The sequence below is a fragment of the Pseudomonas sp. RIT-PI-a genome, assembly GCF_001187875.1.
GTDB classification, from domain to species: domain Bacteria; phylum Pseudomonadota; class Gammaproteobacteria; order Pseudomonadales; family Pseudomonadaceae; genus Aquipseudomonas; species Aquipseudomonas coleopterorum.
On record NZ_LGIR01000012.1, the window covers coordinates 324155 to 341943 of the forward strand.

General features: G+C 63.4%; 13 protein-coding genes. 7 read left to right on the top strand and 6 right to left on the bottom strand.

Annotated elements, in window-relative coordinates; genetic code table 11:
* The first annotated feature begins 9 nt into the window (after positions 1-9).
* Complete coding sequence (locus tag AC788_RS07740; RefSeq protein ID WP_049860078.1) at positions 10-771, top strand: glucose 1-dehydrogenase; 762 nt, start codon at positions 10-12, stop codon at positions 769-771.
* A gap of 16 nt (positions 772-787) precedes the next feature.
* Here the strand turns inward: AC788_RS07740 and AC788_RS07745 are convergent, their stop codons facing one another.
* Complete coding sequence (locus AC788_RS07745; protein WP_049860079.1) at positions 788-1756, bottom strand: AraC family transcriptional regulator; 969 nt, start codon at positions 1754-1756, stop codon at positions 788-790.
* A 102-nt stretch (positions 1757-1858) separates the two neighbouring features.
* On the opposite strand from AC788_RS07745, the gene AC788_RS07750 reads away from it, so the two are divergent.
* A complete protein-coding gene (locus tag AC788_RS07750) occupies positions 1859-3109 on the top strand; it encodes an MFS transporter (RefSeq protein WP_049860080.1) in 1251 nt (416 codons plus the stop codon).
* A gap of 106 nt (positions 3110-3215) precedes the next feature.
* On the opposite strand, the gene AC788_RS07755 is transcribed toward AC788_RS07750, so the two are convergent.
* Positions 3216-4130 (bottom strand): LysR substrate-binding domain-containing protein, encoded by a 915-nt coding sequence (locus AC788_RS07755; RefSeq protein ID WP_049860081.1) that lies wholly within the window; start codon positions 4128-4130, stop codon positions 3216-3218.
* A gap of 231 nt (positions 4131-4361) precedes the next feature.
* Between AC788_RS07755 and AC788_RS07760 the strand changes: the two genes are divergently transcribed.
* The 5 genes from AC788_RS07760 (at position 4362) to AC788_RS07780 (ending at position 12393) form a co-directional block, all read left to right on the top strand.
* Entirely contained in the window at positions 4362-5375 is a 1014-nt protein-coding gene (locus tag AC788_RS07760; RefSeq protein ID WP_049860082.1) for a zinc-dependent alcohol dehydrogenase family protein, read from the top strand.
* Positions 5376-5696: 321 nt separating this feature from the next.
* A complete protein-coding gene (locus AC788_RS07765) occupies positions 5697-7010 on the top strand; it encodes a hypothetical protein (protein WP_152965724.1) in 1314 nt (437 codons plus the stop codon).
* Complete coding sequence (locus AC788_RS07770; protein ID WP_049860084.1) at positions 7007-8410, top strand: aminotransferase class I/II-fold pyridoxal phosphate-dependent enzyme; 1404 nt, start codon at positions 7007-7009, stop codon at positions 8408-8410. The genes AC788_RS07765 and AC788_RS07770 overlap by 4 nt, the downstream gene beginning before the upstream one ends.
* 42 nt (positions 8411-8452) lie before the next feature.
* Positions 8453-10147, top strand: a complete 1695-nt coding sequence (locus AC788_RS07775; RefSeq protein ID WP_049860085.1) for a VRR-NUC domain-containing protein — start codon at positions 8453-8455, stop codon at positions 10145-10147.
* Positions 10144-12393 carry an ATP-dependent DNA helicase gene (locus AC788_RS07780; protein ID WP_049860086.1) on the top strand — a complete coding sequence of 750 codons (2250 nt, stop codon included), beginning with the start codon at positions 10144-10146 and terminating at the stop codon, positions 12391-12393. Before AC788_RS07775 ends, AC788_RS07780 begins: the two co-directional genes overlap by 4 nt.
* A gap of 172 nt (positions 12394-12565) precedes the next feature.
* On the opposite strand, the gene nuoN is transcribed toward AC788_RS07780, so the two are convergent.
* The 4 genes from nuoN to nuoK are packed head-to-tail and all read right to left on the bottom strand — an operon-like array spanning position 12566 to position 17788.
* Positions 12566-14050: an NADH-quinone oxidoreductase subunit NuoN gene (gene nuoN / locus AC788_RS07785; protein ID WP_049860087.1), complete on the bottom strand. Its 1485-nt coding sequence runs from the start codon at positions 14048-14050 to the stop codon at positions 12566-12568.
* 7 nt (positions 14051-14057) lie between these two features.
* Positions 14058-15590, bottom strand: coding sequence for an NADH-quinone oxidoreductase subunit M (gene nuoM, locus AC788_RS07790; RefSeq protein ID WP_049860088.1), 1533 nt, complete (start codon positions 15588-15590; stop codon positions 14058-14060).
* Between the two features lie 39 nt (positions 15591-15629).
* On the bottom strand, positions 15630-17483 hold the full coding sequence (nuoL, locus tag AC788_RS07795) for an NADH-quinone oxidoreductase subunit L (protein ID WP_049860089.1): 1854 nt from the start codon (positions 17481-17483) through the stop codon (positions 15630-15632).
* Positions 17480-17788, bottom strand: a complete 309-nt coding sequence (nuoK, locus tag AC788_RS07800; RefSeq protein ID WP_043190115.1) for an NADH-quinone oxidoreductase subunit NuoK — start codon at positions 17786-17788, stop codon at positions 17480-17482. The genes nuoL and nuoK overlap by 4 nt, the downstream gene beginning before the upstream one ends.
* Position 17789 lies beyond the last annotated feature (1 nt).

The window sequence follows — 17789 nt, forward strand, 5'->3', positions numbered from 1 at the left end:
CTAAGTTCAATGGTCAACGTCTCGCAGGCACCGTTGATTCTCATCACAGGAGGCAGTCGTGGGGTCGGTGCGGCAACCGCCCGGCTGGCCGCGGCCAGAGGTTATGACGTGGCTATCAGCTATGTGGCCAACGAGTCCGCAGCGCTGGCCGTGGCGGCGGATGTGGAAGCATTGGGGCGCAAGGCCCTGGCAATGCGGGCCGACAGTGCGGACCCCCAAGAGGTGGCCGAGTTGTTCGCCGCCATCGATCGCACATTCGGACGCATCGACGTACTGGTCAATAACGCCGGCGTGCTGGCGCCTCAGTCACGCTTGGAGGACCTGGGTTACGAGCGGATGCAGCGCATCTTTGCCGTCAATGCCATTGGGCCAATACTCTGTGCCCAGCAGGCAGTGAAGCGCATGTCCACCCGTCACAACGGTCCGGGCGGCGTGGTGATCAACGTCTCTTCGGCCTCGGCCCGCCTTGGCAGCCCGAACGAGTACGTCGATTACGCGGCATCGAAGGGTGCCCTGGAGACCTTCACCACCGGCTTTGCAAAAGAGGTGGCCCGCGAAGGCATACGCGTCAACTGCATTCGCCCCGGACATATCTACACCGAAATGCACGCCAGTGGCGGTGAGCCGGGACGGGTCGATCGTGTCAAGGACTCGATCCCCATGGGGCGCGGCGGTCAGCCGGAGGAAGTGGCACGCGCGATTCTGTGGCTGGCCAGCGAGGAGGCATCGTTCGTTACCGGTACATTCCTCGACGTCACGGGCGGCAAGTGAGTCAGGGGTATGGATTCTAAGGAACGGCAGGCTGCCTCGCCTTGCGGCTCAAACCCGGTGTCTTGCCCGTGATGCGCTTGAATGCACGGCTGAAGGCGGCCTGTGAGGTATAGCCCAGACGCTGCGCCACTTCTTCGATCGGCAGCCGTTCCAGTGTCAGCCACTGGGTCGCGAGCCGCATTCGCAGTTCGGTGACATAGCGCAGCGGGGACATGCCGATCGTCACTTGAAAGCGGTCTGCGAACACTGAACGTGAGATATGGCAGTGCTCTGCCAGTTGCGCAACCGTCCAGTCGCGGCCCGGTTGTTGATGCAGCGCAAGCAGTGCGCCAGCCAGGCGTGGATCGCGCAAGGCGGCGACGAGGCCAGAAGCGTTCCCGCAGGCGCACTCCACCCAGCCGCGAACGATCATCGCAGCCACCACATCGGCCAGCCGCGCAAGAATACCGGCGAAGCCGACGCGTGCAGCGCTGACCTCGCGCTCCATGGTCGTCAGGATAGGCACCAGCCCGGGATAGCGCTGGCCACCGGCATCGATCAGCATCAGACCCGGCATCAGCTGGCCGAGACCATGGATACTGCCTAGCTCGAACTCCATACACCCACTGAACAGAAGGGTACTGGGCATGGGGCTGGCATCGGTCCCGATATCCACGGCGCTGACGGTATCCCCGAGGGCGGCTCCATTTAAACGGTCAATGTCCTGAACCGGCTCGCCAAGGTGGGAAAGCAGCTCATGACCCGCACCATGACAGATGAACACAGCGTTGCCGGCAGACAGCTCATAGGTGGTGCCATCCTCCATATGCAGCACTGCAGTCCCGACGGCCACGAAGTGAAACCAGGCGTGCCCCGGTTTTGCCGCGAAACCCAGACCGAAGCGTGGACCTGCGTTGATACGCCGGTAGTCGACCCCACGCAGACGCATGCCCTGCAACAACTCGTTGATGAGATCCGAGGACAGAGCGAACTGTTCTACCGACATGGTTCAGGTGCTTTGGTCAAAAATGAAGGTTTTTGGATCATAGATCATCCAGTCTTCGGCGCCTAGACTGCGGCTCGCAATGAAAATTGGGAGATCCGAGTAATGACCGACTGTGTATGCAATGCCCCACCCGAACCTCATGCTGGCGACAGCGCGAACGAGGCGCCCGCGACCCCCGCGTGGATGGCCGTCTTCTCACTGGCAATGGGCGTCTTCGGTTTATTGACTGCGGAGTACCTGCCGGCCAGTCTGCTCACGCTGATGGCGACTGACCTGGGCGTTTCCGAAGCGCTGGCCGGCCAAGCGGTAACCGTGACCGCCGTGGTGGCGCTGTTCGCCGGTTTACTGGTGCCAGGCCTGACCCGCAGCATCGACCGACGTTGGGTGTTGCTGGGTTTCTCCACGCTGATGGTCGCCTCTAATCTGCTGGTTGCCGTGTCCTCCAGCTTCGCCGTGCTGCTGTTGATGCGCATCCTGCTGGGTATCGCCCTTGGCGGATTCTGGAGCATGGCGGCGGCGGTCGCGATGCGCCTGGTGCCGAGCGCGTTGTTGCCCCGGGCGCTGTCGATCATTTTCAGCGGCATTGCCATCGGTACGGTGGTGGCCGTGCCGATGGGCAGCTATCTGGGCGGCTTGTATGGCTGGCGCAGCGCGTTCTTTGCCGCGGCGGCGGTCGGCATGGTGACCCTGGCGTTCCAGTCGTTCACTTTGCCGCGGCTTGCGCCACGTCGACCGGCACGTCTGCGTACCGTACTCGAGGTGCTGCTGCGTCCGGGCATCGCCATGGGAATGTTCGGTTGCGTGCTGGTGCACAGCGGCCACTTTGCCATGTTCACCTATGTCCGGCCCTTCCTTGAAGGGACCACCGGCATCGGTGCGCAAGGGCTGTCGCTGATGCTGCTGGGGTTTGGTGTGGCGAACTTCGCCGGCACACTGTTGGCCGGGAAGCTGCTGGAGCGCCATCCGCTGGCCACGCTCGTATTGATGCCCGCGCTGGTCGGCGTTGCAGCACTGGGATTGGTGCTGTTGCCGGCCTCGGTGCCGGGGCAGGCACTATTGGTGGCGATCTGGGGCCTGGCCTTCGGCGGCGTACCGGTGGCGTGGTCGAACTGGGTGGCCAGCGCGGTGCCCGACCAGGCGGAAAGTGCGGGAGGCATGGTGGTGGCATCGGTGCAGTCCGCCATCGCCACCGGTGCCGCTGCCGGGGGAGCGATGTTCAGCCTTGGTGGCAGCGCGGGTGTGTTCGTTGCGGCGGGTGTGCTGATGCTGCTGGCGGCGCTGTTGATTGCGGTGAGGGTGCAGGTTTCTTCTGGTCGTGGGGTTGGACAGCCTAAGCCGGCGGTGCATCTCTGATTTGGTGCCGTCAAACCGAGTTGATGCAGCAAGTCACCGGTGTGAATGGATCTTTGTGGGCTATTGGAAGCCAGTGAGGTCAGCTCGAAGGTTTGCTTTACGATGCTTATAGGCTATCCGGATCCCCAAAAAACATCTGAATCCGCGACCTCAACCACCGCTCCCCCGGATCATTATCCTGCGACCCCCGCCATGCCAGATGCAGCTCGAACGAAGGCGTGTCCAGCGGCAGCGGCTCTGCGCGCACGCCGCCGGCGGCGGTAAGAGAATCGGCGGTGTAGTCAGGCACGGTGGCGACGATGTCGGTGCCGGCGAGCAGGGTGCTCAGGCCGTTGAATTGCGGGACGGCGAGCACCACGTGGCGGGTGCGGCCGTGTTTCTTCAGTTCTTCGTCGATGAAGCCGCTCAGGTCGCCGGCGAACGACACCAGCGCGTGGGGGCGGGCGCAGAACTCGTCGAGGGTCAGGTTGCCCGGCTTGGTGTCGGCGCGCAGCAGCATGGGGCGGTTGCGTCGCAGCACCTTGCGTTTGGCGTTGGCCGGCAGGTCGTCGGTGTAGCTGACGCCGATGGAGATTTCCCCGGAGGCGAGCAGGGCCGGCATGAGGATGTAGTTGGCGCGGCGGATCACCAGCACGATGCCCGGTGCTTCGGCGCGGATGCGCTTGAGCAGCATGGGCAGCAGGGCGAACTCGACGTCGTCGGACAGGCCGATGCGGAACACCGCCGTGCTGGTGGCCGGGTCGAACTCGGCGGCGCGGCTGACGGCCGTGGAGATGGAGTCCAGCGCCGGCGAAAGCAGGGCGAAGATCTCCATGGCCCGCGCCGAGGGTTCCATGCTGCGTCCGGTGCGCACGAACAGGGGGTCGTCGAACAATCCGCGCAGGCGTGACAGCGCGGCGCTGATGGCCGGCTGGCCGAGAAAGAGCTTTTCGGCAGCGCGGGTGACACTGCGTTCATGCATCAGGGTTTCGAACACGATCAACAGGTTCAGGTCGACGCGACGCAGGTCGTTACGGTTCATCTATAGGCCCGCTGGAACATGAAGAAGAGGTGCAGGCGTGAATATTAAGGGCAAAGGCTGCTACCCTGCACCGGAAAATTTCGGTTTGGGCCATCCTCATGTCCGCGCCGCAGAGCGGCTGCCGGGTCGAATCGATGGCGAGCATGTCGACTATTAACAGGCGCTGATAGCTTATGCGCGAATGCCCAGATAAAGTTCAGGGCATTAAAGGTTTACAAGGCGAGGTTTGCGATGTCCCGCACGATCCGTTTTCATAAATTTGGCCCGGCGCAAGTCTTGACGTGCGAAGAGCACGCAGTGGCATCGCCCGCTCCGGGCGAAGTTCAGGTCCGTGTCGAGGCGATCGGTATCAGCTGGTATGACGTGCTCTGGCGGCAGAATTTGGCGCCGTCGCAAGCACGCCTGCCGGCGGGCCTCGGTCAGGAAATGGCGGGCGTGGTGACCGCGGTGGGCGAGGGTGTCGAAGGTTTCGCGGTCGGCGACAAGGTTGCCAGCTTTCCGGCGCAGAGCCCCAACGAATACCCGGTCTATGGCGAGGCGATCCTGCTGCCGGCCACGGCCCTGACGCGCTACCCCGAGATTCTTTCGCCGATCCAGGCGGCCGTGCATTACACGCCGTTGCTGATCGCCTACTTCGCCTACGTCGAACTGGCACGTGCCAAACCTGGGCAGACCGCCCTGGTGACCGATGCCAGCCACTGTGCCGGACCTTCGTTCGTGCAGTTGGGCAAGGCGCTGGGCTTGAAGGTGGTGGCGGCCACGCGCAATCCCGCCGAGCGCGACTATCTGCTGTCGCTGGGCGCCGAGAAAGTGGTGGTGACCGAGGAACAGGATCTGCTCATGCAGATCGACAAGTTCACCGGTAATCGCGGAGTGGACATGGTGCTGGATGGCCTGGGCGGGCCGCAGATGTCGGTCCTGGGTGACGTATTGGCGCCCCGTGGCAGCCTGATCCTGTATGGCCTGCAGGGCGGCAACCAGACGCCGTTCCCGGCCTGTGCCGCGTTCCAGAAGAACATCCAGTTCCATGTGCATTGCTTGGGTAACTTCCTCGGCAAGCCGGAACTGGGCATCATCCAGGATGCCGAGGCGTTGCAGCGCGCGTTGCGTGATATCAACCAGATGACGGCTGATCGGGTACTGGTACCGCAGGTTGCCAAGGTGTATCCGTTCGATGAGTTCGTCGAGGCGCACAAGGCCATGGACGAATGCCCTTGCGGCGGGCGCATCGCGTTGCAGCTGTAACCTGTCGAAGCGGCGTCCTGCCTGGGGCGCCGTGTTTTCCTGGTGTTTTTCCTCTGATTCACGCTGGTTTGTAAGACCTTTCGCTTCCTTTTTTCAGATCCATCCGATTGCGCTCGACGCCGGTACAAGCGCCTCATGAGGCTTGTGCGGCCTTGCCGTGCCCTGCTGATCTGCACTGCCTTTTGCCGACTTTCTGTATCTTTTAATCGAAGGACGGCTCTTCATAATGCGCGCTCTATGCCCGTCTCCGGGGCTTGGCAAGCGCGGTTCGAAGCGTGGCAGTCTTCCGGCGGGTTCCTGGCCAGAACTCGGAAACCACCCATGAGCGCAATGCACCAGCAAGCCATGAATCATGTTTACCAGCAGGTGCTGTCACGTTTGCTGGGGTCCTTTTCGCCCGCCCGGCGCATGGCGGTTCAGCCATTGATCCAGCGGCTGATGACGGCCGCCGGAGGGGCGCAGCGTCTGGGCAGCTATCGAATCGTCTACCGGCTCTGCGGCAGTACCGCTGGCAACTGCAACCTGGCGTTGTTGCGAGCCGCGCAACTGACCTTGGCTGCGCGAAACCAACCGACCTTTTTCATCCGCGCCGCGGTCGGCAGTCAGGCCTTGCTCGACGATGCTCGCAACAGCAATGTACAGAGGGTCTGCAACGCGTTGTTTCTGCACGATGATCCACGAGTCGAACTGTTGGCCTTCGATAACGAAACGCTGCAGCCCTATGAATACCGTCATGCCAGCGTCAACCAACGGCGCCTGAACCTGCGCACGGAAATGCTGGGCGTTGCCCATGAACTCGACACCTTGGTGCCAGCAGCATTTCAGCAGCATGGGTATCGCGCGATGGCTAGGATCTACCAGCGCTTGCTGGGCTATCGGGCGTCGGCCGACGCCATCGTGCTCGATCAACCCCTGTTGCAACGCCAGCGCTTCGTCGCGTGGGCTCTGCGCGAAAGGCGCCGCGCGGGTGGGGCGCGCGTCTCGCGTCATCATTTGCAAGCGAGCGATTGCCTGCAGCTCGTCGATGCTGGCGTTGAGGCCATGCCCCGCGGACAACGGATAGATCTGCCCGCCGGTGTGCATTTGCTGGGTGCACATGACCTGCTCGGCGAGCTGGTGGCTGGAGACGAAGCGCTGTGCCACTTTCTGGGCTGCCAGCCAGTGCAGGCGCTGTTCGATCAACGGGAAACCCGCTACCCGCTAATCGTGTGGTTGGCTTACCTGGGGGGGCTGCGCAACCAACAGTTGCACGTTGGCAGCTTCGAGCAGGGGCTGGATGCGTTTCGCGATTCCATCGCACGTGTGGTGCCGGGTCCGGCAGAGTTGGTGCACCTTTCATCCCGAGCGCTGCCACGCGACGCTGCAGAACAGATGCAAGCTCGTCTGTGCACCTGGTATGGAATGGACTCGGCCCAGGTGAGCTGCGCCGTATACGCTCCGTTCAATGACCGCGGGGCACGTCTGGAGGCATTCCTGGCGGTGTGCCATCCCGGCATGCAAGTGACTATGCCTTATCTGCATCAGGGGTTGCGTGGGTCCAAGGTGCCTGCGCAGGTCGTGCAGTGGCTGGAGTCGGTCAGCGGCCTGCCACTGGCGACGCTGCAGCGCCTCTACCAGAGGCCCAGGTTGTCATGAACGGCGCTGCCAAGGACAAGGCCGGCGCGTTCGCTTACCAAGGTGTCTACCGCTATCTGCTGCGCCTGATCGACGGGATCGAGCCTGGGGCGCGCATCAAGTTGCCGTCCTTGCGGGTATTGGGGCGTACGCTGGATGTTTCCGTTTCTACAGTGCAGGCCGCCTATGGGTTGCTCGAGGCCGAAGGGCGCATCGAACCGGTGGCCAAGTCGGGCTATTACGCCCGTGGCTCCGCGGTGTTCGGGCCGGCGCTGGCCAGTCCCGATCTGCTCCAGCGCGTCCTGGCAGGTGCCTGCCAGTCCAACATGGAGGTGTTCAGTCGAGCCGCACCCGCGCCCAGAGCCGACGCATTGAAAACCGTGCTGCGCTTCGAAATCGAGCTGGCCAGGCGTTATCCCGCTGGGCTGGGCAGTACCGTGCAGCCCTGTGGCGAGCTGGAGTTGCGCCACGCCCTGGCGGCCCGCTATACCCGTTGCCTCGAGCACCACTGGTGCGCCGACGATGTCTACATCGGCAGCGATCTGCTGAGCGTGTTGCACATGACCTGGACGGCGATGCAACTGCAAGGTGCCGTGGTCGTTGTGCTGGTGCCGTGCGCCTGGCGCATTCTGCGGACCTTGCAGCAGGCGGGTGCGCGAGTGGTGGAGCTGGCGCTCGATGCGCAGGGCAGGGTGCCGATGCAGCGGTTGCAGGAGGTGCTTGTGGGCCGGCAAGTCCGCCTGATGGTGCTCGGCGCGTCTTTTCATGCACCTCACGGTACCGCCATCGATGACGCCGACAAGCGCGCCATTGCCAGCTTGTTGGAACGGCACGGGGTGTGGGTGGCGGAGGACGATACCGAGGGCGACCTGTGTTTCGAGGCAGCGTTGCGCTTTCGTGAACTGGTGTCACCGCAACGTCTGCTGATCTTCGGGTCGCTACAGCATCTTTTAGGCGCCGAGGCACCTTTCGCCTACCTGCTGTCGCGACATTGGCAGGGCCGCTTGCAACAGTACTGCCTGCAACGCGCGACGGTGGCGCCGCCGCTGCGACAGAAAGTGCTGGCGCGATTCATCAGCGGCGGCGGCTACGATGACTGTCTGAGCCCGCAGCGCGAATCGCTACGCGACCAGGTCGTGGCCTTCACCGCAATCCTGCGCAAGCATCTGGACGAGCGGTTGCAATTGGCAAAGACCGAAGGCGGGGCATGCATATGGGCGCGCTCGCGCTACCCGGTCGACATGCGCAACGTCTTCGAAGACCTGCGCAGACAGCGGTTGCTGATCGCCCCCGGGGATGTTTTCAGCCTGCAGGGCCATTGCCATCAGCACCTGCGCCTCAATGGTTGCGGACACTCGATGACGCAATGGGAGCGCTGTGCCAAGGCACTCGAACTGGCCTTGGAAGCTCACGCGGTGTAGGGCACCATCGGTCCATTTCCGATTGCCTTGGCCTTTTTCTGTATGTATAACCAGTGGCTTTTACGACTCTGGTTTGGCGACAACGTGGCATTTGCACCGCTTGAAGACCCTTTCTACTACCTGGCCAATTTCCGTCGCGTACTGGCGTGGCTCGAACAACGCTACCTGGACGTGCTGGACGCCGAGGAGCTGGGTTTCATCCAGTGTTTCGAGACGCTGCCGCAGCCGTCACAGGCGCTGCTGGTGCGCATGATCATGCGCAAGGGCGAAATGTTTCGCGCCAGTCGCCTCGACTACGCCGAGATCGGTTGCCCGAAGCAGGCCGCCGAGCCGTTGCTGGCCAGTGGTTATCTGATGGATCAGGCACCCTTGACCCTGGAGCAGGTGGGCGAGGTGTTGCTCAAGCCGGAAATCGTCGCCTGTTTTTCGGCCCATCTTGCCAAGCCGTCGTTGCCCAAGCCGCAACTGCTGCTGGCCCTCGCCGAACAGCAATGGCCGGCGCAGCCTTTCGCCGCCTGGTGTCCGACGTTGGCCGATACCTTGTACTGCCTGACCGTGCAGGCGCTCTGCGATCGGCTGCGGTTGCTCTTCTTCGGCAACCTCCATCAGGGCTGGACCGAGTTCGTGCTGGCCGACCTGGGCGTCTACCGTTACGAGTCTGTGCAACTGGCGCCCGAGTCTCGGGGCCTGACCCATCGTGACGATGTGGCGGCAGGGTTGGCCCTGCATGCCTGCAGCGAAGCCATCGAAGCCGGTTTGCCGTGTAAAGAGATTCACCGGCAGTTGCTGGCGGTGACCACCGACAAATCGTGGTTGCAGAGCCGTCGCCAGAAGCTGTTGTTCCGGCTGGGGTATGCCTGCGAGCGCCAGCAGGACCTGAAGCAAGCCTTGGTGGTATACCGCAGCTGCGAGTTTGCCCAGGCCCGGGCGCGGATCATTCGGGTGCTCGAACTGTGCGGCGACTTCGCCGAAGCGCTGGCGCTGGCCGAGCAGGCCACCCTGGCGCCGCTGAATCCCGCCGAGGCGCAGCAATTGCCACGGATGTTGCCGCGCCTGCGTCGACACCTGGGGTTGCCTGCCGAACCCAAGCGTCAGGCCGCCAAGGTCGCGCGCCTGGACCTGTCGCTTGTGCTGTGCGAGCAGCGCCTGAGCGTCGAGCGCCGTGTGGCGGCCTCGCTGCACAGCGAAGACGCTCCGGTGCATTACGTCGAGAACACCCTGTTCAATGCCCTGTTCGGCCTGCTGTGCTGGAAGGCGATTTTCGCGCCGTTGCCCGGCGCGTTTTTCCACCCGTTCCAGAACGGTCCGGCCGACCTTCACCAGCCCGACTTCCGTCAGCGCCGCAGCGCGCTGTTCGACGCGTGCCTGGGTGAGCTGGACGACGGCCGCTACAAGCACACCATCCGCCAGACCTGGCAGGAGAAGCGGGGCCTGCAGTCACCCTTCGTTCATTGGGGCATGCTCGACGAAACCTTGCTGGAGCTGGCGCTGGGCTGCATTCCGGCGCAGCACCTCAAGCATTGTTTCGACCGCGTCCTGGAAGACGTCAAGGCCAACCGCACCGGCATGCCCGACCTCATCCAGTTCTGGCCGGCCGAAGGTCGCTACCTGATGATCGAGGTCAAAGGGCCGGGCGATCGCTTGCAGGACAACCAGCTGCGCTGGCTGGAGTTCTGTGCTCGCCATGGGTTGCCGGTGCAGGTCTGCTACGTGGAGTGGGCAGGACAGGCCGCGTGAGCTATACCGTGGCCGTGCGGGCCTTATGCGAATTCACGGCCAAGGTCGGCGACCTGGACCTGCGCTTCACGCCTTCGCCGTCGGCTCAGGAGGGCATGCTCGGCCACCGCCGGGTCACCCAGGGCCGTGATGCCGGCTACCAGAGCGAAGTCACCCTTAGTGGTCAGTACCATGAACTGCTGGTGCGCGGCCGTGCCGACGGCTACGACCCGGCGCTCAACCGCCTGGAAGAGATCAAGACCCACCGCGGCGACCTCGATCTGCAGCCCGACAACCATCGCCAACTGCATTGGGCCCAGGCCAAGGTCTATGCCTGGCTGATGTGCCAGCAGTTGCAGCTGACGCGCATGGATGTGGCCCTGGTGTATTTCGATGTCGACTACGACAAGCAGACGGTGTTCAGCCAGCAGTGTCAGGCGCAGGATCTGGAGGCGCATTTCGAACGTCTCTGCTCGCGCTTCCTGAACTGGGCGCGTCAGGAACTGGCCCGCAACGCCGAGCGAGACGCGGCCTTGCGCGCGTTGACCTTCCCCCATGCCGACTTTCGCGTCGGCCAGCGCGAGTTGGCGGAGACCGTGTACAAGGCGGTCAGCACCGGGCGCTGCCTCATGGCTCAGGCCACCACCGGTATCGGCAAGACCCTGGCGACCCTGTTTCCGTTACTCAAGGCGATGGTTCCGCAGCAACTGGACAAGATCTTCTTCCTCAGCGCCAAAAGCCCCGGCCGCGCCCTGGCCCTGGAGGCCGTGGCGCAGCTGCATCGCCAGCCGGGCCTGCCGCTGCGCACGCTGGAAATGGTCGCGCGGGACAAGGCCTGCGAGCACCCGGACAAAGCCTGTCACGGCGAATCCTGCCCGCTGGCCAAGGGTTTCTATGACCGTCTGCCCGCGGCACGCGAAGACGCGGTACGCCTGCAGATTCTCGATCAGGCCCAAGTGCGCCAGACGGCCCTGGCGCATCAGATCTGTCCGTACTATTTGAGCCAGGAGCTGGCGCGCTGGGCCGACATCGTCATTGGCGACTACAACTACTACTTCGACCTCAATGCCTTGTTGTTCGGCCTGGCGCAGGAGCGTCAATGGCGCCTGGCGGTGCTGGTCGATGAATCCCACAATCTGGTCGACCGGGCGCGCGGCATGTACAGCGCCACCCTCGACCAGCGCACGCTGCAAGCCGTACGCGTGTCGCCGCCCGCCAAACTCAAGAGTCCGTTGCAGCGCCTGAATCGCGAATGGAATGCGCTGCACGCTGATCAACTCGCGCCGTATCAGGCGCACGCGCGCTTGCCGGACAAGCTGATCCTCACGCTGTTGCGCTGCATCAGCCTGATTGGCGACGAGATGAACGCCCAGCCCCAGGGCATCGATCCGCAGTTGCTGGACTTCTATTTTCAGGCGCTGCAGTTCACCCGCGTCGCCGAGCTGTTCGACGAGCACTATGTGTTCGACGTCAGCCGCCGCGATGCGCCCGGCAAGCGTGTGCAGTCGCAGTTGTGCCTGCGCAACATCGTTCCGGCGCCCTTGCTCGGGCCGCGGATCGCTGCGGCCCGCAGCACCGTCCTGTTTTCGGCCACGCTCAGCCCGCGGCGCTATTACGCCGACCTGCTCGGTCTGCCCAAGGACCACGCCTGGATCGATGTTCAATCGCCGTTCAGTGCCGATCAGCTGGAGGTGCGCATCGTCGACGACATTTCCACGCGCTTCAATCATCGCCAGGCGTCGCTGGGGCCTATCGTGGAGCTGATCGCCAGGCAGTATCAGGCGCGACCGGGCAACTACCTGGCGTTTTTCAGCAGCTTCGACTATCTGCAACAGGTCGAGGCCTTGCTGGCCGAGCGTTATCCCGACATCGAGCAATGGGCTCAGGCACGCAAGATGGACGAAAGCGCGCGGCGGGCGTTTCTCGCCCGTTTCACCGCCACCAGCCGGGGCGTGGGCTTTGCGGTGCTGGGTGGGGCGTTTGGAGAGGGCATCGATTTGCCGGGCGATCGCTTGATCGGGGCCTTTATCGCGACCTTGGGGTTGGCTCAGTTCAACCCGGTGAACGAGCAGATCAAGGGACGCATGAACGCGCTGTTCGGTGCGGGGTATGACTACACCTATCTTTATCCTGGGCTGTGCAAGGTGGTGCAGGCGGCGGGTAGGGTGATTCGTGGTCAGGAGGATCGGGGGGTGGTGGTGCTGATCGATGACCGCTTTGCCGAGGCGCGGGTCAAGAGTCTGTTTCCGCGGTGGTGGGATGTTTAGTGTTCGGCTTGAGGGCCTCTTCGCGGGCAGAGAGCTCGCCGCCCGCCCCCGCTCCCACAAAATGAAAACCTGTGGGAGCGGGGCGGGCGGCGAGCTCTCTGCCCGCGAAGAGGCCCCCACTGACACCCAGAAAAAAACCCGCCGAAGCGGGTTTTTTTCATACAGTCAGTCTTCAGCCTTTCACCACCACCGAACCCAACTGGAAACCGGCGTGTTGCACCAGTTCCAGCAGCGGTTGCGGGTACACGCCGAGGAGGAATGCCAGTACCGCGATCGCCAGCAGCATCACGCCACCGGTGCGCTGTTCCCACTTCAGTGGGGCATCGGTGCGGCGCAGGTTTTTCTCCATCAGGTACAGCGTCACCATCACCCGCAGGTAGTAGAAGACACCGATGGCGCTACCAATCACCAGCGCGCCGGTCAGCCACCACAGCTGCGATTCGACGCCCGTGGCGATGATGTAGAACTTGCCGATGAAACCGGCCGTCAGCGGAATGCCGGCCAGGGACAGCATCATCACGGTCAGCACGGCGGTGAGGTACGGACGGCGCCAGAACAGGCCGCGGTATTCGTACAGCGCGTCGGCGTCGCGGCCGTTGTAGGGCGACGACATCAGGGTGATCACGCCGAAGGCACCCAGGCTGGTGATCACGTAGGTCACCAGATAGACACCGATGGCTTCCAGGGCCAGGCCCTTGCTGGCAACCAGCGCGATCAACAGGTAACCGAAGTGGGCGATGGACGAGTAACCCAGCAGGCGCTTGAGGTTGCTCTGGGTCACCGCCAGCAGGTTGCCGATCAGGATCGAAGCCACCGCAATCACCGCCAGCACATCGCTGAGCACGCCACTGCTGGCGACGGGCGAAAGCTGGAACAGACGCACCACCACGGCGAACACCGCGACCTTGCTGGCCGTGGCCAGAAAAGCGGCAACAGGTGCAGGGGCGCCTTCGTACACGTCCGGCGTCCACAGGTGGAAGGGCACCAGCGAGAGTTTGAACGCCAGACCAACCAGCATCATGGCCAGGCCCAACTGTGCCAGCGCACTCGGCACGCCGGTGGCGGCCAGCGCCAGGCCGATGCCCGAAAAGCTCAGGCTGCCGGCATCGGCGTACAGCAGCGCCATGCCGAACAGCAGGAACGCCGAACCTGCGGCCGACAGCACCATGTACTTGATGCCGCCTTCCAGCGAACGCTTGTTGAAGAAGGCGTAGGCGATCAACCCGTAGGTCGGCACCGACAGCAGCTCCAGGCCGATGAACAGACCGGCAAGGTGCTGCGCGCAGACCAGTACCAGCCCACCCAGGGCCGCCATCAGGATCAGCAGGTAAAGCTCTTCGCGGTTGCCCGGGTAGCCTGAGGAACCATCGCCCAGGTAGGCGTGGGCCAGGGTCACGCAGGCCAGCGTCGCCACCAGGATCAGCGCCATGTACAGCGCGGCGAAATTGTCCACCTGCAGCAGCGGCGTGACGGTGATGGGCGTGAGCTTGAGCACCGGCAGGATCGACAGCAGCGCCAGGTTCAACCCCGCGCAGGAGAGCAGGAAGGTTTGCGAATGGTTGCGCCGCCAGGCGATCGCCAGCATCACCGCAACGACGGTGACCGTGGTGATCAGCAGCGGCGCAAGCGCAATAAAGTGTTGAATCGTCAGGTCCATAGCGCTCTTACCGGGCCGAAGCGAGTTGAGTGAAGGCGGTGCCGAACCACTGCTGCACACCGGTCATGGTGGCGGCGGAAGTGTCGAGGAAGGGCTGCGGGTAGACGCCAAGCAGAATCAGCAGGCCCGCAAGGCCCAGCACCATGATCAGTTCGCGGTTGTCCATGCCGGCCAGTACCGCGTCCGACTTGGAAGGGCCGAAGTAGGCACGGTGAATCATGATCAGCGAGTACACCGAGCCGAACACCAGGCCGGAGGTGGCCACGGCGGTGATCCACGGTGCCACGGTGAAGCTGCCTAGCAGGATCAGGAACTCGCCGACGAAGTTGCCGGTACCAGGCAGGCCCAGCGAGGCGGCCGCGAAGAACAGGCTGATCGCCGGCAGGTAGGCGATGCGTGACCACAGGCCGCCCATTTCCCGCATGTCACGGGTGTGCAGGCGCTCGTACAGTTGACCGCTGAGGATGAACAGCGCGGCGGCCGACAGGCCGTGGGCCAGCATCTGCACCACGGCGCCCTGCAAGGCCTGCTGGGTACCGGAGTAGATACCGATCAGCACGAAGCCCATGTGCGAGACGCTGGAAAAGGCGATCAGGCGCTTGATGTCGGTCTGCGCGAACGCGAGGAAGGCACCGTAGAAAATACCGATCAGGCCCAGGGTCATGGCGATGGGTGCGAATTCCGCCGAGGCATTGGGGAACAGCGGCAAGGCGAAGCGCAGGATGCCGTAGGCCGCGGTTTTCAGCAGGATACCGGCCAGGTCCACGGAGCCGGCGGTCGGCGCCTGGGCGTGGGCATCCGGCAGCCAGGAGTGGAAAGGCACTACTGGCAGCTTTACCGCGAAGGCGATGAAGAAGCCCAGCATCAGCAGGTATTCGACATGTTCCGGCAACTGAGCCTTGAGCAGGTCGCTGTAGTTGAAGGTCATCACGCCGGTGTTGCTGTAGTTGAATAGCACCAGGCCCAGGATCGCCACCAGCATGATCAAGCCGCTGGCCTGAGTGAAGATGAAGAACTTGGTCGCGGCATAGATCCGGGTCTTCTTGCCGTCCGAGGAGCTGTGACCCCAGAGCGCGATGAGGAAGTACATCGGCACCAGCATCATTTCCCAGAAGAAGAAGAACAGGAACAGGTCCAGTGCCAGGAACACACCGACCACGCCGCCCAGGATCCACATCAGGTTGAGGTGGAAAAAGCCGACGTGGCGCTGGATCTCTTTCCACGAACACAGCACCGAGAGCATGCCCAGCAGGCCGGTGAGCAGAATCATCAGCAGCGACAGGCCGTCCAGTGCCAGGTGCACGCTGATGCCGAAGCGCTGGATCCAGTTGAGCTTGAACTCGTAGGCCCAGGCCGGTTCGCCACCGGGTGCAGGGGCCAGGGTGTAGTCGCCATGGGCCCACAGCCAGAGGCCGAGAGCAAGTTCCAGGGACATGGTCAGCAAGGCGATCCAGCGGGGTAGGGTAGCGCTGCTGCGCTCCGCTACCCAGCACAGAAGGCCGCCGATGAAGGGGATCAGGATCAGCCAGGGCAAAATCATGACGGGCTCGTTTCCTTTCGCAAAGTCACAGGATTCATATCAGACCGCCGCCAGCACGACAGCGCCGAGCACCAGCACGGCGCCCGCGGCGATCGAAGCGGCATACCAGCGCAACTGACCGGTCTCGGTACGGCTCATGGCGTTGTTGCCGCCCTTGGCCGTACGCGGGATCAAGCCAATCACCTGGTCGACCGGGTCCTTGCGCAACAGGTGGCTGATCAGCAGATAAGGTTTGACGAACAGCTTGTCGTAGATCCAGTCGAAGCCCCAGGCGGCGAACCACCAGGCCGACAGCATCCGGCCGATACCGCTGTTGGCCACCGACGTGGCGAAGCTGCGCTTGCCGAGGAACAGCATGGCTGCCAGCAGGATACCGGCCAGGGCGATGGCGCCCGACGCGATCTCCAGGCTGTGCTTGGCTTCGCCACCGGCATGGCCGACGCTCTGCGGCAGCACACCGGCCAATGGCGGATGGATCCAGGCACCGATGAAGGTCGACAGCACGATCAGCACGCCCAACGGCAACCAGTGGGCAACCCCGTGGCCGGCATGGGCCTCGGTCTTGGCTTCGCCGTGGAAGGTGATGAAGATCAGGCGGAAGGTGTACAGCGAGGTCATGAACGCACCCACCAGACCGGCGTACAGCAAGCCATTGTTGCCGCTGGCGAAGGCTTCCCAGAGGATCTCGTCCTTGGAGTAGAAGCCGGCCGTCAGCAACGGCAGGGCCGCCAGGGCCGAACCGCCGACGATGAAACTGGCGTAGGCCAGCGGTAGCTTCTTCCACAGGCCGCCCATCTTGAAGATGTTCTGCTCGTGGTGGCAGGCGACGATCACCGCGCCGGAGGCGAGGAACAGCAGCGCCTTGAAGAAGGCGTGGGTCATCAGGTGGAAGATCGCGCCGTCCCAGGCGCCAACGCCCAGGGCCAGGAACATGTAGCCGATCTGGCTCATGGTCGAATAAGCCAGGATGCGCTTGATGTCGGTCTGCACCAGCGCGGCGAAGCCGGCCAGTACCAGGGTGACACCACCGACCACGCCCACCAGATGCAGAATGTCCGGGGCCAGGGCGAACAGGCCGTGGGTCCGGGCGATCAGGTAGACGCCTGCGGTGACCATGGTCGCGGCGTGGATCAGTGCCGACACCGGAGTAGGACCGGCCATGGCGTCTGCCAGCCAGGTCTGCAGGGGCAGTTGAGCGGATTTACCCACGGCGCCACCGAGCAGCATCAGCGTGGCCAGGACGATCCAGAAATCGCCGACCTTGAAGTGCTCGGGCGCACGCACCAGCAGCTCCTGAATGTTCAGGGTACCCAGTTGCTGGAACAGGATGAACAGGCCGATGGCCATGAACACGTCACCGATGCGGGTGACGATGAACGCCTTGAGCGCTGCGTTGCCGTTGTTGCGGTTGCCGTAGTAGAAACCGATCAACAGGTACGAGCACAGGCCCACGCCTTCCCAACCGAAGTAGATGAACAGCAGGTTGTCGCCCAGGATCAGGAACAGCATGCTGGCGATGAACAGGTTGGTGTAGGCGAAGAAGCGCGAGTAGCCCTCTTCACCGCGCATGTACCAGGAGGCGAACAGGTGGATCAGGAAACCCACGCCGACCACCACGCCAAGCATGGTGATCGACAGGCCGTCCAGGTACAGGGTGAAGTTGGGTTCGAACCCGTCCACCGACATCCAGCGCCACAGCAGTTGGGTGTATACGCCACCTTCCGGTGGAGCAACGTTGAACTGCCAGATGACGTAGGCGGCGACGATCGCCGACAGGCCGATGGAGCCGACGCCGATCAGCGCCGAGAGGTTTTCCGAGAAGCGCCCGCGGGAGAACGACAGCAGCAAAAAGCCGATCAGCGGGAATACGAAGGTCAGAAAGATCAGGTTCATCCGCGCATCTCACTGGCAGCGTCGATGTCGAGCGTGTGGAAGCGGCGATACAGCTGCATCAGGATCGCCAGGCCAATCGAGGCCTCGGCCGCTGCCAGGGTGATCACCAGGATGAACATGATCTGTCCATCGGGCTGACCCCAGCGCGCGCCGGCCACGATGAACGCCAGGGCAGAGGCGTTCATCATGATTTCCAGACTCATCAACACGAAAAGAATGTTACGGCGGACCATCAGGCCGACCAGACCGAGGGTGAACAGGATGCCGGCGACTGCCAGGCCATGCTCTAGAGGGATAGCGGGCATC